Origin of the sequence: Corynebacterium pilosum DSM 20521 = CIP 103422 (assembly GCF_000373805.1) — a bacterium.
Lineage (GTDB): Bacteria > Actinomycetota > Actinomycetes > Mycobacteriales > Mycobacteriaceae > Corynebacterium > Corynebacterium pilosum.
On sequence record NZ_KB892450.1, the window covers coordinates 40,219 to 64,318 of the forward strand.

26 protein-coding genes are annotated in these 24,100 nt (G+C 60.2%); 16 read left to right on the forward strand and 10 right to left on the reverse strand.

Annotated features, from left to right (window positions below):
- Positions 1 to 166: 166 nt before the first annotated feature.
- Complete coding sequence (locus B097_RS0105425) at positions 167 to 1,927, forward strand: hypothetical protein (RefSeq protein ID WP_018581529.1); 1,761 nt, start codon at positions 167 to 169, stop codon at positions 1,925 to 1,927.
- Here B097_RS0105425 and B097_RS0105430 read toward each other — a convergent pair.
- The 5 genes from B097_RS0105430 to B097_RS0105450 form a co-directional block, all read right to left on the reverse strand.
- On the reverse strand, positions 1,924 to 2,184 hold the full coding sequence (locus B097_RS0105430) for a metal-sensitive transcriptional regulator (protein ID WP_018581530.1): 261 nt from the start codon (positions 2,182 to 2,184) through the stop codon (positions 1,924 to 1,926). The two genes, B097_RS0105425 and B097_RS0105430, sit on opposite strands and share 4 nt — an antisense overlap.
- Positions 2,185 to 2,213: 29 nt before the next feature.
- Positions 2,214 to 3,824 carry an FAD-dependent oxidoreductase gene (locus tag B097_RS0105435; protein ID WP_018581531.1) on the reverse strand — a complete coding sequence of 537 codons (1,611 nt, stop codon included), beginning with the start codon at positions 3,822 to 3,824 and terminating at the stop codon, positions 2,214 to 2,216.
- A gap of 6 nt (positions 3,825 to 3,830) precedes the next feature.
- Positions 3,831 to 3,989 carry a DUF8730 family Cys-rich protein gene (locus B097_RS13565; protein ID WP_018581532.1) on the reverse strand — a complete coding sequence of 53 codons (159 nt, stop codon included), beginning with the start codon at positions 3,987 to 3,989 and terminating at the stop codon, positions 3,831 to 3,833.
- Between the two features lie 158 nt (positions 3,990 to 4,147).
- A complete protein-coding gene (locus B097_RS0105445; RefSeq protein ID WP_018581533.1) occupies positions 4,148 to 5,866 on the reverse strand; it encodes a long-chain-fatty-acid--CoA ligase in 1,719 nt (572 codons plus the stop codon).
- 119 nt (positions 5,867 to 5,985) lie between these two features.
- Positions 5,986 to 7,695, reverse strand: a complete 1,710-nt coding sequence (locus B097_RS0105450; RefSeq protein WP_018581534.1) for a long-chain-fatty-acid--CoA ligase — start codon at positions 7,693 to 7,695, stop codon at positions 5,986 to 5,988.
- A 146-nt stretch (positions 7,696 to 7,841) separates the two neighbouring features.
- On the opposite strand from B097_RS0105450, the gene mshA reads away from it, so the two are divergent.
- From mshA to B097_RS0105475, 5 genes are all read left to right on the forward strand, one after another.
- Positions 7,842 to 9,107 carry a D-inositol-3-phosphate glycosyltransferase gene (gene mshA / locus B097_RS0105455; protein WP_048402746.1) on the forward strand — a complete coding sequence of 422 codons (1,266 nt, stop codon included), beginning with the start codon at positions 7,842 to 7,844 and terminating at the stop codon, positions 9,105 to 9,107.
- Positions 9,108 to 9,191: 84 nt separating this feature from the next.
- On the forward strand, positions 9,192 to 9,938 hold the full coding sequence (locus B097_RS0105460) for a phosphoglyceromutase (protein ID WP_018581536.1): 747 nt from the start codon (positions 9,192 to 9,194) through the stop codon (positions 9,936 to 9,938).
- A gap of 16 nt (positions 9,939 to 9,954) precedes the next feature.
- Complete coding sequence (locus B097_RS0105465; protein WP_018581537.1) at positions 9,955 to 11,208, forward strand: sensor histidine kinase; 1,254 nt, start codon at positions 9,955 to 9,957, stop codon at positions 11,206 to 11,208.
- Positions 11,205 to 11,897 (forward strand): response regulator transcription factor, encoded by a 693-nt coding sequence (locus B097_RS0105470; protein ID WP_018581538.1) that lies wholly within the window; start codon positions 11,205 to 11,207, stop codon positions 11,895 to 11,897. The genes B097_RS0105465 and B097_RS0105470 overlap by 4 nt, the downstream gene beginning before the upstream one ends.
- 10 nt (positions 11,898 to 11,907) lie before the next feature.
- A complete protein-coding gene (locus B097_RS0105475; protein ID WP_018581539.1) occupies positions 11,908 to 12,990 on the forward strand; it encodes a hypothetical protein in 1,083 nt (360 codons plus the stop codon).
- Between the two features lie 281 nt (positions 12,991 to 13,271).
- On the opposite strand, the gene B097_RS0105480 is transcribed toward B097_RS0105475, so the two are convergent.
- Positions 13,272 to 13,640 carry a roadblock/LC7 domain-containing protein gene (locus tag B097_RS0105480; protein ID WP_018581540.1) on the reverse strand — a complete coding sequence of 123 codons (369 nt, stop codon included), beginning with the start codon at positions 13,638 to 13,640 and terminating at the stop codon, positions 13,272 to 13,274.
- A gap of 284 nt (positions 13,641 to 13,924) precedes the next feature.
- Between B097_RS0105480 and B097_RS0105485 the strand changes: the two genes are divergently transcribed.
- Positions 13,925 to 14,461: a YceI family protein gene (locus tag B097_RS0105485; RefSeq protein ID WP_018581541.1), complete on the forward strand. Its 537-nt coding sequence runs from the start codon at positions 13,925 to 13,927 to the stop codon at positions 14,459 to 14,461.
- 7 nt (positions 14,462 to 14,468) lie between these two features.
- On the opposite strand, the gene B097_RS0105490 is transcribed toward B097_RS0105485, so the two are convergent.
- Positions 14,469 to 15,365, reverse strand: a complete 897-nt coding sequence (locus B097_RS0105490; RefSeq protein WP_018581542.1) for a DUF3109 family protein — start codon at positions 15,363 to 15,365, stop codon at positions 14,469 to 14,471.
- 34 nt (positions 15,366 to 15,399) lie between these two features.
- Here B097_RS0105490 and B097_RS0105495 point away from each other — a divergent pair, with 34 nt between their 5' ends.
- The 5 genes from B097_RS0105495 (at position 15,400) to B097_RS13265 (ending at position 18,759) form a co-directional block, all read left to right on the forward strand.
- Positions 15,400 to 16,353 carry a Ppx/GppA family phosphatase gene (locus B097_RS0105495; RefSeq protein ID WP_040429418.1) on the forward strand — a complete coding sequence of 318 codons (954 nt, stop codon included), beginning with the start codon at positions 15,400 to 15,402 and terminating at the stop codon, positions 16,351 to 16,353.
- On the forward strand, positions 16,354 to 17,208 hold the full coding sequence (locus B097_RS0105500; protein ID WP_018581544.1) for an Rv0497 family membrane protein: 855 nt from the start codon (positions 16,354 to 16,356) through the stop codon (positions 17,206 to 17,208).
- 31 nt (positions 17,209 to 17,239) lie between these two features.
- Positions 17,240 to 18,055, forward strand: a complete 816-nt coding sequence (gene proC, locus B097_RS0105505) for a pyrroline-5-carboxylate reductase (RefSeq protein ID WP_018581545.1) — start codon at positions 17,240 to 17,242, stop codon at positions 18,053 to 18,055.
- Positions 18,056 to 18,197: 142 nt separating this feature from the next.
- Entirely contained in the window at positions 18,198 to 18,389 is a 192-nt protein-coding gene (locus B097_RS0105510; RefSeq protein ID WP_018581546.1) for a helix-turn-helix domain-containing protein, read from the forward strand.
- Between the two features lie 268 nt (positions 18,390 to 18,657).
- Positions 18,658 to 18,759, forward strand: a complete 102-nt coding sequence (locus B097_RS13265) for a 30S ribosomal protein bS22 (protein WP_018581547.1) — start codon at positions 18,658 to 18,660, stop codon at positions 18,757 to 18,759.
- Between the two features lie 77 nt (positions 18,760 to 18,836).
- Here B097_RS13265 and B097_RS13695 read toward each other — a convergent pair whose 3' ends face one another.
- From B097_RS13695 to B097_RS0105525, 3 genes are all read right to left on the reverse strand, one after another.
- Entirely contained in the window at positions 18,837 to 19,118 is a 282-nt protein-coding gene (locus tag B097_RS13695; RefSeq protein ID WP_473965461.1) for a GlgC family sugar phosphate nucleotidyltransferase, read from the reverse strand.
- A complete protein-coding gene (locus B097_RS12555; protein ID WP_237559276.1) occupies positions 19,097 to 19,927 on the reverse strand; it encodes a glucose-1-phosphate adenylyltransferase family protein in 831 nt (276 codons plus the stop codon). Before B097_RS12555 ends, B097_RS13695 begins: the two co-directional genes overlap by 22 nt.
- A 68-nt stretch (positions 19,928 to 19,995) precedes the next feature.
- Positions 19,996 to 21,033 carry an HAD-IB family hydrolase gene (locus B097_RS0105525; RefSeq protein WP_018581548.1) on the reverse strand — a complete coding sequence of 346 codons (1,038 nt, stop codon included), beginning with the start codon at positions 21,031 to 21,033 and terminating at the stop codon, positions 19,996 to 19,998.
- Positions 21,034 to 21,199: 166 nt separating this feature from the next.
- Between B097_RS0105525 and B097_RS0105530 the strand changes: the two genes are divergently transcribed.
- From B097_RS0105530 to B097_RS0105545, 4 genes are all read left to right on the forward strand, one after another.
- Positions 21,200 to 21,421 carry a glutaredoxin family protein gene (locus B097_RS0105530; protein WP_040429431.1) on the forward strand — a complete coding sequence of 74 codons (222 nt, stop codon included), beginning with the start codon at positions 21,200 to 21,202 and terminating at the stop codon, positions 21,419 to 21,421.
- Between the two features lie 71 nt (positions 21,422 to 21,492).
- Positions 21,493 to 22,848, forward strand: a complete 1,356-nt coding sequence (locus B097_RS0105535) for a glutamyl-tRNA reductase (protein ID WP_018581550.1) — start codon at positions 21,493 to 21,495, stop codon at positions 22,846 to 22,848.
- A gap of 1 nt (position 22,849) precedes the next feature.
- The gene (gene hemC, locus B097_RS0105540; RefSeq protein ID WP_018581551.1) at positions 22,850 to 23,731 is read left to right on the forward strand and encodes a hydroxymethylbilane synthase; all 882 of its coding nucleotides are present in this window, start codon (positions 22,850 to 22,852) and stop codon (positions 23,729 to 23,731) included.
- 2 nt (positions 23,732 to 23,733) lie between these two features.
- A complete protein-coding gene (locus tag B097_RS0105545; RefSeq protein ID WP_018581552.1) occupies positions 23,734 to 24,087 on the forward strand; it encodes a hypothetical protein in 354 nt (117 codons plus the stop codon).
- Positions 24,088 to 24,100: the final 13 nt, after the last annotated feature.

A 24,100-nucleotide genomic window follows, 5' to 3' on the forward strand; every position in this document is an offset into this window, starting at 1 on the left:
TCCTTCGAAAGTCTGTTAGGGGGTAGAAACAGTACAACTATGAAACCGTAACCTACGCAGCCGTAGGAAGTCACCGACACGCCGACTATTGTGAGGGAACTCTCATGTTTTGGGTGGTTTGTTCCTCGGCGCGCGCTCAGAGCCTCCCGGCGCTAGCGTTAGGGGCATGGAACACGACCTCGAGTCCACCATCCGCCACCTCCGCCACAGCCTGACCCACGAGGTAGGAAAACCCCAGTTCGCCGCCAGTATCGTGCGCACCGCCACCCAGCTCGCGATCGGCGGGCTGTACGACGAGGCCCTGTCGCTCGCCGCCCAAACAGAAGCACTGTTCCAAGACCCGGCCCATGCCACAGACGTGTACGGCGAATTCTTCAACGCGATGGTGCACGCAGGCCAGGGGCATCGTCGTGTAGCGCGCTTCGGCGCCCCACGATGGCAAGAGCACCTGGGCATCGACCCGCAACACGTGACCTGCGCCGACCTCGCCCGCCACTTTCCCGCCACCCCCGTTCCCCGCGGACCACACCTAGCGCGCGAGATGTTCGCCGGCACCTGCCTCGACGCACTTGATCCCGTCATCGAAGACACCTTGGCCTTTCCCGCGCCGGGCACGCTTTTCGACGAACACCTGACCGCCTACGCGCGCATCCTGTGGGCGGTGCCGGGTATTTCTCATGGCATCACACTGCCGGACTGGGTGACCGAGGACATGGAGCAGCTGCACTTCGCGGCGGTCTTTTCCGACGAAACCAGTGCTCTTGAGAACACGCCGGAACTTGTGGCTCGCGCCACTACCACCGCCGCGTCCCCGCGTGAACGCTCCTTCTGGGAGCTAAGTGCGCTGATGATGGTGCTGCTCAACCGCAGCCCGGAACACCACCCAGCCGCCTACGACGTGGCCGTCCGCGCCCTGCCACTGGTCCTGCACGCCGGGCGTGGCGACGAACAGCAGCGGACCTGCTACCTGCTGGCCTACTCCATGCGCATGTCGCTGGTCGCGGATTATGGCCGCACGCACGCGCTGCACTCTGTGCTGGATTACCTGGTGGGGCTCTCTACTACAAGGTCGGGGGACTACGCCGACGCCGCCGGTTTCCACACCGTTTTTAGCGTGGGTGGGCGACGTATTGATGCCGTTGCACTGCTTCACCGGGCGCACGAGATGCTGGAGGCGGACCCTGGGGCAGTCAAGGATCCCGCCCAGGCCCGCATCGACTACCACCGCAGCGTGGCGTTGAGTTTCGAGCGCTTGGGCTGCCACGCATCAGCAGGGGAGGCGGCACTGCGCGGGGCGGAGGTTGCGCGGACCGCAGGGTACGTCAGCGCCGAACTTGACGCCCTCACGCTGGCTGCTGATAACTACTGGCACGCCCACGATTTCGACCGCGCCCTCGACACCTACAACGCCACCCACATAGGCAAAGACACCCGACCGGGCCAGCGCTGCGCGGTCCTGGCGAGCGGGCTGCGCCTGGTCAGCATCTTTTCCCCCGAAGAGCTGGCGCAGCACTGGCCAGGAAGCTTCGGCGCGTACCAGGCTGCGGTGGAAGCCGCCGTTGAGGATGAGGAAGAACAGCCCGCTGCCAGCCGCGTATGTGGCATGCTTCTCGACGACATCCTGCCGATTCTCATCGAGCGCCAAGAACTAGCCCGCGCGCACGAATTCACCTCATGGGCAGGCAAAACCTTCGGCGGCGGAGTCGCGCGCACGCCGGTACACGCCACCCTGCAGTTTGAGATCCTGTCCTGGCAGGCCTCCGTGCTGGCCTATTCCGGAATGCACGACGAGGCTGCCCTGGTGCTGGAGTCTTACTGGGCCGGGGATCCGGAACGCGAGGAACTAGCACTCGGGGGCTTACGTCGTTTCGCGGCTAACGGCGCGAGCCCCGCCTACCAGCGTGTGCTGGATGGGCTGGGCTTTTAAGCTAGGGAAAGGAACAGCTTCTCCAGGCGCTTCTCGTCCAGCGAGTCAGGGCCCTCTTCGGTCATGCATTTCTTCATGCCCTCGGAGATCACCAAGAAGCCAGCGCGAGAGACTGCGGTGGACACGGCCGAAATCTGGGTGGCCACCTTCTCGCACTCCACGCCCTCCTCGAGCATGCGGATCACGCCGTCGAGCTGCCCGCGCGCTCGCTTGAGCCGGGTGATGGCTGCCTTGGATTCTTCAGGTTCGATACGCATGTCCCTCACTCTACTGGTTGTCCCGCTGGTCACCGCGCTGTCGACCACGTGAGGTAGCCTCCGTCAAGGTTCGCCACGTCCACGCCATGGTTGCGCAGGATGCTCGTCGCGGTATGTCCGCGCAAGCCCACCTGGCAGTGCACAATCACACGCTTATCGACGAAGTCCGTTGCCTTTTCCCGCAATTGATTCAGCGGAATATTGGTCGCGCCCGGGATATGACCTGCGGAAAACTCGGATTCTTCGCGCACATCAATCAGCACGGCACCGTTCGAGAGCTCGTCGTCAAGCTCGTAGAACTGGATCGTCTGCTCCCCGTTGACCATGTTGTCGTTGATGAAACCAGCCATGTTGATCGGGTCCTTGGCACTGCCGAACTGTGGCGCGTACGCCAATTCGAGGTCGGCCAGGTCGGTGGCGGTTAGGCCCGAGCGCATAGCGGTGGCCAGGACATCGATGCGCTTGTCCACACCGTTTTTGCCTACGGTCTGGGCGCCCAGAATCAGATCCGTATCGGCGTCGATCACTAACTTCATGTGGATCTGGGTGGCACCCGGGTAGTAGCCGGCGTGGTCCGCCGGGTGGAGGTGGATGATGCGCAGATTCTTGCCGGCTGCACGGGCGCGGCGCTCATTCCAGCCCACCGAGGCAGCCGCAAGGCCGAATAATCCCACGATGGCGGTGCCAAGCGTGGCGGTGCGGCGGGTATCGCGGCCCGAAATGATATCAGCGACTAGGCGGCCGTGACGGTTCGCCGTTTGCGCCAGCGGCACTAGCGTTGCTTCGTCGGAGTTGTGATCGCGCTTTTCGGCCGCGTCGCCGACGGCGAAGATCTTCGGATCATTGGTGCGCTGCTGTTCATCCACCGAGATGCCGCCGCGCGCGCCGACCTCAAGGCCAGCCTCGCGTGCCAGTTCAGATGCCGGAGCAACGCCCACCGAGGAGATAACGATATCGGCATCAACGGTGGTGCCATCGGCCAGATGGACCGAGCGCTCGTCGATAAGCGTCGTCTCGGCGTCAGTGAACACGCGCACGCCGTTCGCCTCAAGGTGCTTGCGCACGATGCGCGACATTTCAGTGTCCAGCGGCGCCATGATGTCCGGCGCGCGCTCGATCACGGTGGTGGTGATGCCGCGGTGCGTGAAGTTTTCTGCCAGCTCTAGGCCAATGAAGCCGCCGCCGATGATGGCTGCTGTTTGAGCGCCTTCGAGCTTATCGACGATCGCGTCGACATCTTCGACGGTGCGCAGAGTCAGTGCTCGCTCGCTGCCCTCGATGGGTAGTTCGATCGGGGTCGCGCCAGGGGAGAGGACCAAATAGTCGTAGTGGATCGCATCCGTTTCACCGTTGGGGGTGGTGATGGATACGGTCTGGTTTTCACGGTCGATGCTGGTCGCGCGGGTGTTCACGCGGACATCGAGGTTGAACCGGGCGTTGAGCGCTTCCGGTGTTTGAAGCAGGAGCTCGGCACGATTCTTGATGATGCCGCCCGCGTAGTACGGCAGGCCGCAGTTGGCGAAGCTGACGTTGTTGGAGGCCTCGAGGACAATGATTTCCATGTCCTCGTCGTTGCGGCGCAGCCGTGTCGCGGTGGACATGCCGCCCGCGACACCGCCGATGATCACAGTAGTAGTCATTGTGGTCTACCTTCCGAACAGGCCGGCGAGGAAGCCCTTGGACTGTTCGCGTGGGCAGGTGCACCACTGCTTGGCGGGCACGGTGGCCTTGACCTGGTCGATGTGTTGGCCGCACCCGGCCCAGGTGGTTTTACCGCATTTCTTGCAGGAGACTGCTCGGCACATGTCGTGTTGTCCTTCCTTGATGACAAATCCTTTTTATACCCCTACGGGTATCATGCAGCCCCAATATACCCCTATGGGTATATGTGCTGTCAATAGTAAACCGGCCTCTGCCATACCGAAGCTAAAGGTGGCAGAGGCCGGAAAGGGGTCTAGTAAACCTACTTTTCCAGTAGTTGCAGCAGGTCCGCTTGGACTTCCCGGCGGCGAATCTTGCCCAACTGGTCAGCCTTGAGCTCCTCGAAGTGGTAGAAGGTGCGAGGAACCTTGTAGCGAGTCAGCTGGTTGCGGGCGTGCGCCTTCAAGCCATCGGGGTTTAGGGCGGCACCATCGCGCAGGGTGACACAGGCGACGACGTCTTCGGAGCCATCCTCACGGGGGCGTCCGACCACGGCCACGTTGACCACGTCAGGGTGGGAGCGCACCGCGTCTTCCACCTCGGCCGGGTACACGTTGAAGCCGCCGGTGATGATGACTTCCTTCAGGCGCGAGACGATCTTGATGAAACCGTCAGGCTCCATGAAAGCGATGTCGCCGGTGCGGAACCAGCCATCGTGGAAAGCGGCCTCCGTGGCCTCTGGATTGTTCAGGTAGCCCTTGAACACCTGCGGGCCGCGCACCAGCAGCTCGCCTTCGATGCCGTCCGGCAGGGTCTCATCCAGGTTCTCCGGGTTTGCGATGCGGATCTCCGTATCGGGAAATGGCACGCCAATATAGCCAGGGCGACGATTGGTGTTCATGGGATTCCCGACGATCACCGGAGCCGTCTCGGTCAAGCCATAACCTTCGACCAGCAGTCCACCGGTGAGATCTTCCCACTCATCCACGGTCTCTTCGGGAAGGGAAGCGGCCCCAGACAAGGCGTTGCGGATGCCCTTGATCTCGATGTTCTGCTCCTTCGCAGCCTCGATGATCTTGTTGTACAGAGTCGGCACACCCGGAATCCAGGTTGGGGTGTGCTTCTTCATGATGTCCATGATCAGGGGGATTTGTGGCGCAGGCATCAGCACCATCTCGCCACCGATATAGACCGACAGGGCGCCGATCAGTGTCATGCCGTAGGCGTGGAACATCGGTAACGCGCCCAGCATGCGCTCCTCCGTCTCGCCGAGGCGTGGTACCCAGGCGGCGCCCATCTTGCAGTTCGCCATGATGTTGCCGTGGGTGAGTTCGGCACCCTTCGGGGCGCCGGTAGTGCCAGAGGTATACAGCACCACGGCAGTGTCTTCTTTGGTGATGTCGTCGGGAAGCTGGACGTCCTTGGCGCTGCCGCCCATCGCGTCGGAAAGCAATGTCTTCCAAGGAATTGTGTCCGGCGCAGGCCCGGACAGCTGCGCGCGCTTCTCGCGGATCTGCGGGATTGGCAGCTTTAGGGCGAGCTGCTGGAACCGCGGCATGGCCTCGATCATGTTGACGCTGACGATGGTCTCCAGGCTGGTCTCCGCGCGCATCATGTCAATCACTGGTGCCGCCTTGTCCCACACGATGGCCACGCGCGCCCCGTGGTCCTGGAACATGCCGGTCAGCTCGTGTGCGGTGTAGAGCGGATTGTGCTCGACGACAACCGCACCCAGCTTCAACACCGCATAGAACGCTGCGATGTGCTGCGGGCAGTTCGGCAGAACGATGGCGACACGATCACCGGGGCGCACGCCCAAGGCTTTGAGGCCGGCAGCGGCCGCGCGCACCTGCTCATCGAGTTCCTCGTACGATTGTGAGCGGCCGAAAAACCAGGTGGCCGGCTTGCTGGCATTGCGTTCGAGGTTGTCGTTGTAGGAGTCGACCAAGGTGGTCTCCCCGTAGTCCAAGGTGGCGGGCGTCCATTCGGAGTATTGGGAAAGCCAGGCCTTTGACTCGAAAGCAGAAACAGGGTCGGTCACGAAAATCGGCGCCTTTCTGGTGTTTAGGTGGAGCTTACTATTAGCAGACACCAAGTATTCCAGAAAAGCGCCGAACGTGAGGGATTTCTCACGTATTCTTAGGTTTTTGGGTGGAAAACCTACTTCTTTTCCAGCAGGCGCAGCAGGTCTTCCTGCACTTCACGACGACGAATCTTGCCCAACTGGTCAGAGGCCAATTCCTCGAAGTGGTAGAACGTGCGCGGCACCTTGTAGCGGGTCAGGCGTTCGCGAGCGAACTCCTTCATCCCCTCCGGATCCAGAGCCGCACCAGAGCGCAGGGTCACACACGCCACGACGTCTTCGGAGCCATCCTCGCGAGGCCTGCCGACGACCGCGACATTTTCCACATCGGGGTGTTCGCGCACAACCTCTTCGACCTCAACTGGGTAGACGTTGAAGCCGCCGGTGATGATGACCTCCTTGATGCGCGAGACCAAGCGAACGAAGCCGTCATCGTCCATCACTCCAACGTCGCCGGTGCGGAACCAGCCGTTGTGGAACGCGGCTTCCGTGGCTTCGGGGTTGTTCAGGTAGCCCTTGAACACCTGCGGACCGCGCACAATAATCTCGCCCTCGGTGCCGTTGGGCTGGGTTTCATCGAGGTTATCGGGGTTGGCAATGCGGACTTCCGTATCTGGGAAAGGAACGCCGATATAGCCCGGGCGGCGGGCCTCACTCATCGGGTTTCCGATCACGATGGGGGACGTTTCCGTCAGGCCATAACCTTCGACCAGTAGGCCGTCGGTCAGTTCCTCCCACTTCTCCACGGTGGACACTGGCAGTGTTGAGGCGCCGGAAAATGCATTGCGGATGCCCTTAATGGCGATACCCTGCTCCTCAGCGGCATCGGCAATCTTCTCGTACAGCGTAGGAACGCCGGGGACCCACGTCGGGGTGTGCTTCTTCATCACGTCCATCACCAGAGGGATCCGTGGCGAGGGCAGTAGAACCATCTCAGCGCCGATATAGACGGACAATGTGCCCACCATCGTCATGCCGTACGCGTGGAACAGTGGCAGGGCAGCCAGCATGCGCTCGTCGTGATCGCCCAGTTCCTTCACCCACGCCTTACCCTGCATCAGGTTGGCGAAGAGGTTGCCGTGGCTGAGCTCTGCGCCTTTCGGCGCGCCGGTGGTACCAGAGGTGTACAGCACAAGTGCTGGGGAATCCTTCGTCACGGTGGGGGAGGATTCAATATTGTCACCCTCGCCCCCGATCGCGGAGCTAATCAGGGTCTCCCAGGGCACCGTGTTCGGGGCAGGCGCGGTGAGCTGATCACGCATGTCGCGCAGCTTCTTAATCGGCAGCTTCAGCGCGAACTGGTAGAGCGGAGGCATGGCGTTCACCATGTTCACGCTCACGATGGTTTCAAGCTCCGTGCTTCCACGCAGCTCCTCAAGCGTGCCGGAGGCCTTGTCCCATGCGATAGCCACGCGCGCGCCGTGGTCCTTGAACTGGTCGCGCAGCTCATGCGCCGTGTACAGCGGGTTGTGCTCCACAACGGTGGCACCCAGCTTCAGCACCGCGTAGAACGCTGCGATGTGCTGTGGGCAGTTCGGCAGCATGATGGCCACGCGGTCGCCAGGGCGCACGCCAAAGGCCTTCAAGCCAACTGCGGCGCGGCGGACCAACTTGTCCAGCTCACCATAAGTTTGGCGTTTGCCAAAGAACCAGGTGGCTGGTTTGTCGGCGTTGATGGCCAGGTTGTTGTCATAAATGTCCAGCAACGTGGTCTCACCGTAATCCAAAGAAGGCGGGGTCCACGGGGTGTAGTGCTTGTGCCAGACTTTTTCCTCAAACGCCGACATTTCAATACCTCACACTTCACTAGGGAATAATCAACAACCGAGTATAACGACGCACCGCGATCGCGCGTCGGCCCTACCTCGTGCCAGGTCCTGCACAGGCGTGAGAGGCGCTCGTCGAAAAGCGGATGCGCGTTATGATGGTGGCCATGCGCATTGCGATGATCTCCATGCACACCTCCCCGCTGGAGCAGCCCGGCACGGGCGATGCGGGAGGAATGAACGTCTACGTCCTGAACATTGCCCGTGATCTGGCGAAACAGGGCGTCACCGTCGACGTATTCACGCGTGCAACCCGCCCGAGCCAGGGCGAGGTTGTGCACGTCGCTGAGAACTTCCGTGTGATCAACATTGTGGCAGGCCCCTACGAGGGGCTAAGCAAAGACGAGCTAGCGACACAGTTGGCGGCGTTTTCAGGTGGGATCGTCCAATTCATCCGCGAAGAGGGTGTACGCTATGACCTGATTCATGCGCACTATTGGCTGTCCGGGCAGGTGGGCTGGCTGCTGCGCGATTTGTGGGACATTCCCCTGATCTTCACTGGGCATACGTGGGCAGCCGTGAAGAATGCACACCGTTCGGACAATGATTCGTCGGAAAGCGAAGCCCGCCGCATCTGCGAGCAGCAACTCGTGGACAACGCGGACGTGTTGGTGGTGAACACGCACGACGAGATCGATGAATTGTGCCAGCACTATGACGTCGACGAAGACAAGATCGACGTGGTCACCCCGGGTGCGAACGTGGAACTATTCACGCCCGGGACCAATCGGAATACGGAACAGGCGCGCCGGGCGCTTGGCGTGCCACTGCATTCGAAGGTGATCGCTTTTGTGGGACGTCTTCAAGAATTTAAGGGCCCACAGGTGCTGATCCGCGCCGTCGCAGAGATGCTTGAGCGTGACCCGTACCGCAACGTGCGCGTTCTGATGTGTGGCGGGGCCTCCGGCAATAATTCCTCCGTGCAGTTCTATCGTGCGATGGCGCACAAGCTGGGGCTGGGCAACCGCATCCGTTTCCTCGAACCGCGCCCGCCGGAGGAACTCGTGGCGGTGTATCAGGCCGCCGATGTGGTCGCGGTGCCCAGCTATAACGAATCTTTTGGCCTGGTTGCGATTGAGGCGCAGGCCACCGGCACCCCTGTCGTCGCCTCGCGCGTCGGTGGGCTGCCGATTGCCGTCGCCGACGGTGAAACCGGCCTGCTTGTCAACGGGCACAAGCCAACGGCGTGGGCTGACGCTTTGGAGCAGATGCTTGACGACGATGACCTGCGTATTTCCATGGCAGAGGCGGCAGTGGGGAGGGCGCAAAAATTTTCCTGGGAAGTCTCCGCACAAAAAATGCGCGAGGTATACGACAAGGCGCTGGCAGAAATTAACACTGCCGAGGCGACCAGGCGGCCCGAAGGGGCCTAGCTGTCGCTAGGCCGACTGGGGGTTGCGAGAAGGGTTCGTCGTTAAGCCCAGCGAAACTATTCAGAAAGTGGCAGACTTGGAAGTATGAGTAACGGCAATTTGATTCTGGTCCGTCACGGCCAGTCTGTATGGAACAAGTCCAACCAATTCACCGGCTGGGTCGATGTTGATCTGACCGAGCAGGGCGAGGCCGAGGCCGTCGCCGCCGGCAAGCTGCTGAAGGAAAAGGGCATGCTGCCGGACGTGGTGTACACCTCGCTGCTGCGTCGCGCGATCCGCACCGCCAACATCTCCCTGAACGCAGCCGACCGCCACTGGGTTCCAGTGGTGCGCAACTGGCGCCTCAACGAGCGTCACTACGGCAAGCTGCAGGGTCTGAACAAGACCGAGATCCGCGACGAGTTCGGTGAAGAGCAGTTTATGACGTGGCGTCGTTCCTACGACACCCCGCCACCAGAGATCGACACGGACAACGAGTACGCGCAGACCGACGATGCACGCTACGCATTCCTGCCAGAGGTGCCTCGCACCGAGTGCCTGAAGGACGTTGTGGAGCGCTTTGTCCCGTACCTGATCGACGAGATCCTGCCACGTGCACGCAAGGGCGAGAACGTCATGCTGGCTGCACACGGCAACTCCCTGCGCGCGCTGGTGAAGTACCTGGACAACATCTCCGATGATGAGATTGCCGGCCTGAACATCCCAACCGGCCAGCCACTGATCTACGAGATCACCCCTGAGGGCAAGGTCGCTAACCCAGGTGGCACTTACCTGGACCCAGAAGCAGCTGCTGCAGGTGCTGCAGCCGTGGCAAACCAGGGTTCCAAGTAAGCCCCTTTCGTGAGCCTTGACTGAAGTACTCACTTTTCTTCTCGGTGTCGCACTGACCGTCGCCGCCATCCCGGTGGTGCGGTGGGTGCGACATCGTCGTGACCAGGCCCGAAATTCGGCGAGCCTGCAGGACAACCGGGTCACCACCGTGAGCCAAGTCCTCCACCTGGCCATTCAAGGGTCCCCCACCGGCATCACGGTGGTGGACCGTTCCGGCGAGGTGATCTTGTCGAATGCCCGCGCGCACGAGATGACGATTGTGCATGACCGCACCCTCAACCCCGAGGTGTGGGCCGTGGGCCAGGAGGTGTTCGAGGATCTGGAAACCCGCACCATCGACTTGGAGATGTCGCGGCGCGCCACCGGCAACCGCGTCTCCAATGTGCAGGCACTGGTTAAGCCGTTGACCCTGGTGGATAACTACTTCATTATCGTCTACGGCACCGACGAGTCTGAGAACGTGCGAATGGAATCGGCACGCCGCGACTTTGTCGCCAACGTGTCCCATGAGCTCAAAACACCGGTGGGCGGCATGTCGTTGCTGGCAGAAGCGCTGCTGCAGGAACCTGACGATCCGGAGATGGTCACCTACTTCGGCGAAAAGCTGGTGAAAGAATCGCAACGCATGGCCAACATGATTTCGGAGCTGATCAGCCTATCCAAGCTGCAGGGTGCGGAAGCTTTGCCAGAGATGCTGCCGGTGAAAGTCGACGACATTGTCGACGAAGCCATCACCCGCAACCAGGTGTCCGCGGACAACCTGGACATTGAGCTCACCCGTAGCGAACCCACCGGGGTGCAGGTGATGGGGGACCGTTCCATGTTGGTCATGGCGGTGTCCAACCTGATTTCGAACGCGGTGAACTATTCGCCGAAGGGCCAGCCGGTTAGTGTCACCCAGAAGGTGGTGCGAGAATCGGTGATTTTGATTCGCGTGACGGATCGCGGCATCGGTATTGATCAGGAGGACCAGAAGCGCGTATTTGAGCGTTTCTTCCGTGTGGATAAGGCCCGTTCCCGTTCTACCGGTGGCACGGGGCTAGGTCTGGCTATTGTTAAACATGTGGTGGCCAACCACAGCGGTAATATTAAGTTGTGGTCCCGTCCCGGCACGGGGTCCACGTTCACAATTGAACTTCCCATATATGTTCCTGAACCCGAACCGGAGTTGTTTGAGGTGCAGGAGGGTGATGATCAACCAACATCGCCGACGTTGCGGGAGGCGGTCACACGCGTGACTACGCGTAGGAAAGAGAAGGAGAAGCAATGACGACGACTATCCTCATCGTTGAAGACGAGGAATCGCTTGCGGATCCGCTTGCATATTTGCTGCGGAAGGAAGGCTTCCAGGCGATTGTGGCTCCTGATGGACCGACCGCCTTGGACGAGTTCAACGCCAACGACGTGGACCTTGTCCTACTTGACCTGATGCTGCCGGGAATGTCCGGCACCGACGTGTGCAAGCAACTGCGCGCCGTTTCGCTTGTGCCCATCATCATGGTCACCGCACGTGATTCTGAGATCGATAAGGTGGTCGGCCTCGAACTTGGTGCCGACGACTACGTGACCAAGCCATACTCCTCCCGCGAACTTATCGCCCGCATCCGCGCTGTGCTGCGTCGCGGCCCTGATGCTGATGGCGAGGAGGGTTTCGACGGCCAGGTCTTGGAGGGCGGCCGCGTGAAGATGGACGTGGAGAGGCACACAGTGCTTGTCGACGGCCAACCAGTCCCAATGCCCCTGAAAGAGTTCGACCTGCTGGAGTACCTGCTGCGCAATGCCGGCCGTGTGCTGACCCGTGGGCAGTTGATTGACCGGATCTGGGGTGCCGACTACGTGGGCGATACGAAGACGCTCGACGTGCACGTGAAGCGCCTGCGTTCCAAGATCGAAGAGGAACCATCGCGCCCGAAGCAGCTAGTCACCGTGCGCGGCTTAGGCTACAAGTTCGAAGCGTAGAAGGCACACCTTGATTGATCTGCCCCACTACCTGCTACCTCCTTCGGCGCTGAATATTTTCCGCAGGATCCCGGTCGACAACGTCGTGAGTGGCACGCTTTTAGCTAAGGCCGTGCCGACCACGGAGGAGGCTCTTTTGCCTGTCACTTTGGGCGGCGATCTGGCTACCGAGGGTTGGCGCGTGCGCTGGGAACGTGGTGTCCTTGGGGAGATTGGTGCCGACATCCGGGCTGAGTACAGCGATATTGAGCGTGTGCTTGCTTCCGGGTATGCACCAGAAACGATTGCGGGTATTTCCTTCAACGATGAAGGCGCGGTGGAGGTTGATATTTTCCTTCCCGCCCCCGAGCTGACCGTGCCGCGCAATAATCTTTCGGCCAATGTTTTTGTGTTGCCACCCGGGGAACTATTCATGGTGGATACCGCCGTTGGCGATTTCGGGGCATATGATTTGCAGTTGGCCTCCCCAGGACAGTGGCTTGTGGTGCTGCTGGAGATTGATGGTGAACCGCTGGCGGTGTTGGATGGGCGTGTGCTCGGCGGGTTTAACTCGGAGCAAAGGGATAAGGCGCTTGAATACATCCGTACTGTGCGCGACGAAATTAACGGTGCGCCCGTTGCCGCGCGGGGATACATTATCGAGTCCGCTGTAGCCCTTGACATGGGGGCCCCTCAAGGTGATGCAGAACATGTCCTGCCTCTGCGTGTCCCAGACTCGCGCCCCCGGGAAGTGCGAAGCGTGGAGGATCAGTCCGATGGCACTTTTCTGGTCAGCGTTGCGTGGTTTGCGGCTATCGACGAAGACGACATTGTAGAATCGCGGACCTCAGAAGTATCCATCAACCCAGAGATCTCTACGGGCTCAGCAATGATGGAGCTCCGCGAAGAGGCGCGCACCACTGAGGCCCCTGCAGAACCGGTTGAGCCCGAACCGGCAGAGCCGGAACCGGTAGTGCCGGTTGAGCCCGCAGAACCTGAGCCGACGCGACCGATGACGCAGGTGGAAATGCTGCGCGCGCGTCGCGCTGAAAGAGCACGACGCGCGCGAGAAGACATGCCACTTCACGCTAGTGACGAATATCTGGGACGCTAAAGGCCTCAGCTTAAAGCTGAGGCCCCAGCTGAATGGTCATCGGGGAAGCGCTAGGGCGCTGGCCTCCATCTATCAAGCCAGGCGCGGAGGCTGAAACTTTCCTCAGCGGCGGTGATTTCTTCCGTCCCGGGGGGAGTAGACGGAAGCTCGTTGTCGCGTGGTGAAGGCTCGCTGGCAGGGTAGTCGGGTAATTCGCTGGTAGGACCAGCAGGTTCCGAGTCGCCAAGTGGGTCGGGGACCTGCGCTACCTCTAGCGACTGCCCGTCCGCTGAGGAGGCTTTTCAGCCGAGCTTCTTGATGTTGGAGTTCACTACTGCGCGAAGCATCGCCAGGTTCGTGCTTGCGCTAGACACTGCCGCGTAGACGAATTCGCCCTCGTTGAGCATCCGGATCAGGTGGAACTGATCATCGAGGGTGATGAGCATGTCCTGCAGGCCGGAGGTGATGTTGAGTGCCTGCATGGTTTTAACTTTCGCCTTGACCATTTCAGCGTTATACGCTGCGGCAATGTCGAGGTCGAAGTCGGACTGATGGCTGAGCGATGCCATGGCCATGCCTGTGGTCATGTCCACGACGGAGGCGCCGATGAAACCATCGATGTTGTCCGCGATGCTTTGGAGCATGTTGTTCAGGGCTTCTTGCTGTGACATGGGTACTTCCCGTTCTTTCCTGGTTGTGCAATAATTCTTTGACTGATTAAGGATACAATGGAAACTTTAAGGTTTCCACATGGATTACCGGATTTCTTGCCAGACTTCTCTATAATTCACGTCAATTCTGGACTTGCGTGCACCTGGAAAAGCTCTGTGTCCAGTGTCGGCGAAAAATATTTTGTCTAGCACGGATATTCCCTCACAGTGATTTGCTAATATCTCCGATGGGTAGTGAGGAAATCTAATAGAGCACTAAGGGAAGTCTTGGTTAAGGACGAATTATGAGCATTACGGGATCTTATTTTCTTGATCCAGATCATACTAATCTTGGCTTCATTGCACGCCACGCGATGATTAGCCGTGTGCAGGGGACGTTCGAGGAGTGGAAAACGTCGCTGCTTATCGACGAAGAAACCCCCGCGAACTCACGCGTTTTCGCAACCGTTAACTCGGCTTCTTTATCGACGCGCCAGCCACGTCGCGATGCGCATCTGCGCAGTTCTGACTTTCTGGATGTGCGTGCATATCCCGAAATGACCTTTGTGTCTACGGACGTTCAGTTCCAAGGTTCAGATACGGTGTATCTCACCGGCGATATGACGATTAAAGACGTGACACGCCCCGTCACTTTCCACGTGAATGTGACAGGGACGGAACGGGACCACCTCGGTGACATGCGGGTGGGTTTTCAGGCCATCGCTATGATCAATCGCGCTGATTTCGGTATTAAATGGAACACCGTTCTTGATTCAGGCAATGTGCTGATTTCAGAAGAGATTGAGATCAATATCGATGGCTCTGCGCTGAAGCAGGATTAGAACAGGACTAGTCAGCCGCTGCGTTAGAGTTGGCTGCCTCCGCAGCCGCAGCAGCCGCCGGATGGACGGCTTTGAACTCGTCGGGAAGCTCTTGGCGCTTGCGACAGTGCTCAGCGACGATCTCATAAGGCTTATCGCCGATCAGGCCCCGTAGCTCATCGGCCATCGTTTGCCACACCGGTTCGCCGCCTTCGTGGCAGCCGATGTCACCGGAGCACCACCAATCAAATTCCTCGCCACCATCGCCCCACTGGCGCCGGTGGTATTCACTAATAGTGGTGCGCAGGATCTCGGCGCCGTCGGAACGCTCCTCCCACGCATCTTCCCGCGAGTAGGGGACCTGCCAGCACACTTCCGGCTTCGAGACCAAGATGTCGCGCTCTTCCGCCACTGCCCACTGGTGCAAGGCACAGCCTGGACCGGTGGGGTTATCCTCGCCGCCACGATTGGCGAAAATACAGCCGCCGTCAATCACCAGCGTCTTAATAGACGGCTCGTCCTCGTCGTCGTCCCACTCCAGCCACGGCTCGAGCACGGTCGGGTCGGCCTTTGCGATATAGGCATCGATGCCATCAGGCCGCAACTGCCAGTATTTGGCAGGCATTTCCGCTACCGCGTTATAAAGATTGTCGCGGTCGGTTTCGTCGGAAAGATAGGCGCCGTGGTTGCAGCACCCGACCACCGGCAGCGATTCCATCATGCCGTGGCACTTTTCCGTGCCGAAGCGGCACTGCCAGGTAGATTCCACCCAGGTCAGGTCGATGCTGAAGATGTGGTTGGGATCGTCTGGGTGGACAAATTCGAACCATTCGCGGGGGAAGTCAGGCGGAACTTCGCGGCCAGCGCGGATGGATTTGCCGGCGGGCGAGTCGGCGGGGAACCCAAGAAATACAGGTTGATTCACACTTCACCACCGTAGACCGTCTACCCTAGGACGTGTGAGATTAGGTGTATTGGATGTGGGCAGTAATACCGTCCACCTGGTAGCGATTGATGCGCGGCACGGTGGCCGTCCCACGCCGATGAGCGATTGGAAGCAGTCCCTTCGGCTGGTCGAGATGCTTGACGACGATGACGCCATCGACGACAAGGGCATCAAGAAGCTGACGGACGCCGTCGCTGAGGCGGCGGACTTGGCGAAGAAATTGAAGTGCGCCGAGATGATTCCGTTTGCTACGTCCGCGGTCCGCTCCGCCGCCAACTCCAAGGAAGTGCTGGACCACGTGGAGAAGGAGACCGGCGTGCGCCTCGAGGTGCTCTCCGGCGAGGAGGAAGCGCAGCTGACGTTCCTCGCTTCTCGACGATGGTATGGTTGGTCCGCCGGCCGCATCACCAACTTGGATATCGGTGGTGGTTCCTTGGAGATCTCGACGGGTACCGACGAGGCGCCGGAGCTCGCCGTCTCCCTCGACTTGGGTGCTGGGCGCCTGACCCATGAGTGGTTCGATACTGATCCGCCTGAGCGCAAGAAGATTAATGCACTGCGTGATTTTATTGACGCGGAGCTGGCGGGCCCCGCAGCCCAGTTCGCTGCCCTTGGCCCTGCGGGCCACGCGGTTGCTACATCAAAAACTTTCCGCACGCTGGCGCGACTGACTGGTGCGGCGCCGTCGTCGGAAGGTCCTTATGTGAAGCGAACGCTCACCGCGCCTGGTTTGCGACAGCTCATCGCATTCATTTCTCGCATGACTGCCGCGGACCGCGCGGAGCTGGAGGGCATCAGTACGGACCGGTCGCATCAGATCGTTGCGGGTGCCCTAGTTGCGGAGGCCAGCATGAGAGCGCTTAAGCTTGATAAGTTAGAGATCTGCCCGTGGGCATTGCGCGAAGGTGTTATTCTGCGTCGCATTGACAAGGGTTTAGAAGGTTCCGATGAGGGAGTTGACGAGTAGATGTCAGACAATGACAAGCAGCTGACGGTTGCCGAGCTGCTCGCGCGCGCCGGGAAGGACAACCCGGATGGCGGCGAACGGCCCCGCCGTCGTCGTCGCCGCAGCCTCGAAGAAGGTGGTATCTCGGTTGCCGAGCTCACCGGATCCTTCCGCAAGGTAGACGCGCGCCCAGAGGAAGCGAAGCACTCTTCCGTACCAATCGATGAACCGAAGCCCGCGCAGGAAGAGAAGCCGGAGAAGACCGAAGAACCGGTTAAGGCCGAAGAACCAGCGAAGGCCGACAAGCCGGACGAGACAACCGTCATCAAGAAGGTTGACGACGCAGCCGTCGACGAGGCGGTCGTCGACGAGGCGCCCGCGGCCAAGCCAGCCGCACCGGAAAAATCGGCCGAACGGGCCGAACGGGCCGAACCGGCCGAACCCGCTGCCCCGGAAAAACCGTCGGCGCAGGACATGGACGAGACCGGCGTGATGCCCGCCGTCGAAGACGAAGATCTTGCCGACGAGGGCGTGCAGGGATCTAGTGTCGTTGTCGATGAGGATGTCGATGCTGACTATGACGATGACTACTACGACGAAGACGAAGAAGATTACGACGGCGATCTGAATATCCCCGCGCTCGTCGGAATGATCCTTGGCGGTCTGGTTCTTGGTGTGGCCGTATTCTTAGGCTTTGAGTGGCTGTGGGCCAACCTGAACGCCTTCCTGGTTGCTGTCTTGGCTGTCGTCGTCACGGTAGTGATGGTGGGCGTCGTGAAGGCTCTGCGTACGCAGAAGGATGGGCTGATGATGACGCTTGCCGGAATCGTCGGTGTGCTGATGACGTTCGGCCCTGGTTTGGTCACGCTTCTCTAAAATAGAGTAAAAATGTGGCACGCTTGGTGCCATGCGCAAAATTGCAGTAATTGGCGGGGGCCAGATCGGTGAGGCACTCGTCGCTGGCCTGGTCGCCGCACAACACGATCCGAAACACATCACGGTCACCAACCGAAGCCCTGAGCGTGCCGAAGAGCTCGCCGAGCGCTACGGTGTGTACACCACCGACGACAATAACGAGGCGGCGTCAAACGCCGACGTCGTATTCCTGTGTGTGAAACCCGCCGGGATCGTTGGAATCATTCAGGAAATCTCGGAGACCGTAGCCGAGAATGATGTCTCCACCGCACTAGTGTCAATGGCTGCCGGTGTGACTATCGGTGCGATGGAGGAAGCAATCTCCTCGGCCGGTACCCCCATCGTGCGCGTGATGCCCAATACCCCGATGCTCGTCGGCAAGGGCGTGTGCGCTGTCGCGCCTGGCAAGTTCGTGGCTGACGAACAGCTGGACTATATCGTCGAGTTGCTTGAAGCTACTGGCCACGTGGTCGTCGTTCCAGAGTCCCAGATGGATGCTGTCACTGCCGTGTCTGGTTCTGGCCCCGCCTACGTGTTCTTGGTTGCTGAAGCGATGATCGATGCCGGTGTGTCCCTGGGGCTGAGCCGTGCTGCCGCACAGGAACTTGTGAACGCCACGATCGCGGGAGCCGGCGCCATGCTGGAAGCAGAAGGGGCGGATCCGGTCAGCTTGCGTGCTGGAGTGTCGTCGCCGGCGGGGACAACTGTTGCGGCGGTGCGTGAACTGGAGGAGTCCGGGTTGCGTGGCGCGTTCTATCGGGCGTTAGAAAAGAATGCCCAACGTGCCAATGAGCTGGGAAAACAATAAATTCTGGAAATTAGTTGAAAAATTTGTGGCACTTGGGTCGCAAGTGTCACAGGTTTCACGCTAGACTAGTTCCGGCACGTGCGTGTTCGTCCTGTGGGAGGGGAAGCCTACAGCGCGCCATGTGCTGAAGGGTTAGTTATATATGGCAAACGAAGATAAGGGTAAGTTCTTGACCGTCGCTGAGGTCGCGGAGATCATGCGCGTCTCGAAGATGACGGTCTACCGCTTGGTTCACTCCGGTGAGCTGCCGGCCGTACGCGTGGGGCGTTCGTTCCGCGTCCACGAGAAGGCAGTCAGCGAGTACCTCGACTCCTCCGTCTACGACGTAGGATAAGTCGCGAAACTCCGCGAAGCCGAGCGCGAACTTATTGTGTAAATCTGAGGCGCCCACCTGTTTTTCCGGGATCCACCGCGATCCCGGGCGCAGGTGGGCGCCTCAGGTTTTCTGACCCCAGTTTTCTTCGTTCTGCGCAAGCACTGTATGCTTGGGTGCATTCCTGCAAGGATGTGGGTGTTGTGTGCGGGAGTGCACCTCGCGCCTGGCGGCAACGCCGACCTGATCTGAGCAGACTGTACGTACACGATCGATGTGAGGAGACCCCATGGGTTCAGTCATCAAGAAGCGCCGCAAGCGTATGTCCAAGAAGAAGCACCGCAAGATGCTGAAGCGTACACGCGTGCAGCGTCGTAAGCTGAGCAAGTAAAACTTCTTAACGCGAACAACCCGGACAGGACTTGATCCTGTCCGGGTTGTTCGCGTTGTGCGACCCGTGCTTATGGCTTATGGCGTTGTGGTCGTCTCAGGGGAGCAGACGGTGATATTGCCGGGCCCTGGCTTCGTCTCGCCAAGAGGGCAGGCTGCAACGGTGGCGCCCGTATCGGCAATTACCGAATGCAGCACTGCCCCAGCCGGCACCACCACACCGGCGTTGATGATGCTGCGGTGAACTTCTGCGCCGGGTTCCACAACCGCACCAGGGCCAATCACACTATGCTCCACCGCGCCCTCCACACGTGCGCCTGAACATATCAGGCTGTCGCTTACTGACGCCTGAGAGGACACATAGGCGGGGGAAAGTGCGTTGTATTGGTGATCACAGGCCAGTCAGGGTCATCCAGCGCCACAGCGCCGTCGATAATGTCCATGTGGGCTTGGAAATACGCGTCGATGGTGCCGAGGTCCCGCCAGTATCCTCCCATACGGTATTCGTTGACTATGCCATCACGCACCATGGCAGGAATGATGGTCTCACCGTAATCTCCCAGATCGGAAGGGGAGTCTAGCTCCTTGAGCAATCGCCTGATGGTGGCAGCTAGGGCTTCCACCTCGAAAATAAATACTTCGGTGGCTACGATCTGCCCGGCTGGGTCCTCTGGTTTGTAGACGTATGAAGTGACACGCCCTGCATCGTCGGCTTCCACCACGCCGTAGCGTCCTGGGTGTTCCTCGATAGCCGTGGTGACAATTGTGAGATCGCTGTTGGTGCTGTGATGCTGTTCCAGAACTGCGCGGAAATCTAAAGAGTAAAGGTGATCGGCGCTGGTGACAATGACGGTGTTGGCGCCAGACTCTTCCAATGCCTCAAGCTGCTGGAAGAGTACGTGGCCGTTGCCTTCGCTGAAACCTTCAGAGTCATCCTGGTCTCGACCTTCTACGGGCGGGGCAATGCGCAGCCCCGAGCGGGTTCCGTCTAAATCCCAAGGTCGCCCCGAAGAGAGATAAGAATTTAAAACGTGGCCTAAATACTGTTCGATGATCCACACATTGCGAATCCCCGAATGGCTTAGGTTGCTCAGCACAATATCGATCAGCGTGTATGTGCCGGCCAAAGAGGCCGCTGGCTTGGGTTTTGAATCGGTGAGTGGGGCCAACCGGGAACCTTGGCCGCCTGCAAGGACCAAGGCTACGGTGCGGGAGGAAAGATTTGAACGTACCATTCCTACACCCTACGGAAATTCTTCCAACCCCACACGCTCGCTGCAGCAGTAGCAAGCGCCGGGATACTCCACGTGCGTATAGCTCGGCGCACGCTGCGGTAGTCACGGACAATCCACCCACGTTTGCGTGATTCAGCCTTCAATTTCTTATCAGGGTTAATAGCAACGGCGGTGCCCACCATGGACAACATAGGAATATCATTAATCGAATCCGAATACGCTGTGCACTTGGAAAGGTCCAGCTGTTGAATAGCGGCCAGGGCAGCAACTGCATGGCGCTTGCCCGGACCATGGAGAATATCTCCTACAAGGCGGCCGGTGAACTTTCCGTTTTCTTCCTCCGCCACGGTGCCTAGCGCGCCGGTGAAGCCAAACCGCTCGGCCAGAATCTGACCAATCTGGACTGGAGTTGCGGAAACCAACCACACCTGTTGGCCAGCAGCCAGGTGCATGGCCGCCAAATCTAGGGTGCCGGCGTAGCTTTTGTGGACCATGGAACGGTCCACAATCTCCTCGCACAGCTCCCGCAGGTCCGCAACTTTCTTGCCACGCACAAACTCAAGGGCTTGTTCACGCCCGCGCCGCATATCGCCAGCATGTTCACTGCCGGAGAGTCGAAAACGCAGTTGTTTCAACACGATAGGGACTATTTCTCGCATCCGGAAGAAGCGTTTGCGAGCTAGCCCCAACGCAAATTCCACAAGGGAGGAGCCCTGAATGAGCGTGTTGTCGATGTCGAAAAAGGCCGCCGCCTCAGTATCTTGGGGAATGTCCGGGTCAGGCACAGTAATGTGCCTGGCACCGGCAGACGTGAACGCACCAGAGACAGAGTCAACACCGGAGTTGAACTGTTCCAGGCTAATTCCGAAGTGTTCCTCCACCGCCGCAGTCGCCGCCGCCTCGCCGGCTTCGCGCTGGGCCTCGTCGTCGATTGGCGGAACTGCTGTGTCTTCTAGGAAGCGGCGGACGTTTCCCTGTGACTGAAACCACCCGTGCAAAAACTCTTGGGCAGAAGGTGGGAATTGGTCCGAGGACGTCACAGGTTCCTTTCTGGCGTGAATCAGACACGGTGCGGCCAGGGGTGCGGCAGGTCGTCGTCACGCGCACGAGGCGTGGGCGGGTAACGTCAACCATCGTAGGCACAGTCAGGAAAACTCGCCTGCCAAGCACGCAAGGAGCAAGAATTTGTCACACCAAGTGGAGTTGATGGTGCGCCAGACCTGCGGGTCGTGCGATCGCGTCGCCTCACAGATCGCACCCGTTGTCGAAGCTGCAGGTGCCACGCTGACGCTGATCGACGTCGACACGGACCGCGAACTGGCGATGGAATTTGGCGATCGCGTTCCCGTCGTCGTCATCGACGGCGAGGAGTTTGCCTGTTGGGAAGTGGACAATGAGGAGCTTGCCGACGAACTCGCCCGCAACTGACCCCTCTCCTGGCAATGAAAAGCCTAGGGGGTATCCTTTTGTTTGATTCTTAAATGATCAGGAGGACCTGAGTGAGTGTGCTTGTTGTGGGCATGTCCCACCGTTCCGCGCCGGTCGCGCTGCTTGAACGGCTGAGTATGAACGATACTGTCCAAAACGACACTTCGACCACGCTGGTGAAACAGCCGTCGCTGTCCGAGGCCATGATCATCTCCACCTGTAACCGGCTGGAGGTGTACACCGTCACCAACGCTTTCCACACCGGGGTTCAGGACGTTGTCGACGTGCTTGCTGAGGTTTCCGGCGTGAGCACCGAAGAGCTGCGCAGCTACCTCTATGTCCGCTACGCCGACGCGGCTGCCGAACATATGATGAGCGTGGCCTCTGGCCTGGATTCCATGGTGATCGGCGAGCAGCAGATTATCGGCCAGGTGCGCACCAGCTACCAGGAAGCACAAGAGCAAGGCACGGTGGGCCCTGGGCTGCATTCCCTGGCTCAGTCCGCGCTGCGCGCAGGTAAGCGCGTGCACACCGAAACCGAGATCGACGATGCTGGTGGCTCCATGGTCACCTTCGCCTTCGATGTCGCCCGCGAAGAGATGGGCGTGGAGGATTTCTCTGGCACCACGGCCCTCGTCCTCGGGGCAGGCGCCATGGCCTCCTTGGCGGCCACCCAATTGGGCAAGCAGGGCGTCGATAAGCTCATTATTGCTAACCGCACCCGATCGCGCGCCGAACGCCTGGCAGAGCACTCGCGGGAGGCAGGGGTGCCGGCGGAGGTCGTGGACTTTGACGCGCGCGCCGGAGCGCTCAGCCGCGTTGACCTGGCAGTATCTGCTACCGCTACCGACGAATTCACCATCACACCAGAGGACATTTCTGGCCCAGTTATGCTGGTGGACCTCTCGCTGCCACGCGACATCGATGACGCCGTGGAGGACACCGAGGGCGTGCGCCTGGTCAACATCGAATACTTGCACGCCCGCCAGGAACAGGAAGGTGACACGGATTCGTCTGCGCGCCGGGACGCGGAGGCGATTATCGACGAAGAACTCGCCGCCTACACCTCCGCTGAACGTGTTCGCGATGTCACTCCTGCGGTGACCCAACTGCGACGCACTGCGGCCGGGCTTGTCGACGAGGAATATGCGCAGCTGAAGAACCGGCTGCCCCACTTGGACGACGATGACCTGCGCCAAGTTGCGCGCAGCATGAAGCGCGTGGTGGACAAACTCCTGCACAAGCCCACCGTGATGGTGAAGGAACTGGCGGCGACTGAAGGTACCGTCAGCTATGAGACGGCACTGCAGGTGCTGTTTGGTTTGCCGTCGGCGGCCCCTGCCGTGGCGGTGGACGTGGATAAATTGCCCGACCGCGAAGAACTCGATTTAAGCCCAGAGACCCTGGGCAACTCAAAGGAGAACTAAGTTGCTGAAGATTGGTACACGGGGCTCGAAGCTGGCCACCACTCAGGCTGGTCACCAGCGCGACGCGATCAATGCCGCAGGTTACGAATCCGAACTGCACATCGTCACCACTGCTGGTGACGTGAATATGGCTCCCGTGGAACGCATCGGGGTCGGCGTGTTCACCGCGGCGCTGCGCGAGGCACTGTTCGCCGGCGAGTGCGATATTGCGGTCCACTCGTTTAAGGATCTTCCGACGGCCTATGAGCCACGCACACACCTGATCACCCCGGTGCGGGAGGATCGTCGTGAAGCACTGATCGCCCGCGACGGACTCACCTTGGACACGCTGCCGGAGGGGGCGCGGGTGGGAACATCAGCACCGCGACGCATCTCGCAGCTTCGTGCCCGTCGCCCAGACCTGGATATTCAGCCGCTGCGCGGCAACATCGACACCCGTATGGGCAAGGTCACCAAGGGTGAGCTTGATGCCGTGGTGCTGGCGTACGCGGGCATCTCGCGCGTGGGCATGGGCAATGTGGCCACCGAGGTCTTCGAACCGACCGTGATCATGCCGGCCCCCGCGCAGGGCGCCTTGGCCGTGGAGGCGCGCGTGGATGACATGGATGCCCGCGCCGCGATCGACGTGCTGGCAGACCACGATGTGCTGAAAGCCGTCACCGCTGAGCGCACTGTCCTGGCCACGCTCGAAGCTGGCTGCACCGCGCCAGTGGCCGCCTACGCGGATCTGGACGGCGATACCCTGACCTTGCATGCGGGCGTCTTCGCGCTGGACGGTTCGCGCCAGCTGGTGCACCACGCCACCGGGACCGATCCGGTGGGGTTGGGCCAGGAAGTTGCGAATGCTCTGCTGGAGCAGGGCGCCGCAACTATAATTGGCTAGTTATGGCACTCCTTTCCATTTCCGATGACCGCGTCACCGTCACCTTGAGGTGGTGGGAAAAGATCGCGGCGCGCCGTTCCCATCTGACGATTCCGCTGCGGGTAATCCGCGGCGTGTCGTGCGTGGATGATGCGCGTGCGGCGCTGGGGGAGGGGGAGCGTACGTACGCTACCCACATCCGTGGGCTTACTTACTCAGGCACGATGAACCGCGGTGGGAAACCAGTCCTGGGAATCTGCCACGGCCTGGGCCCAGGCATCGTTTTAGAGCTGGAGGATGCCACCTACGGGGCGATTGTGATCTCCACGCCGCATGCCGAAAAATACGCGGAGATGTTGGCATCGCGCGTTGCTTAAGGGCAACGGTGGG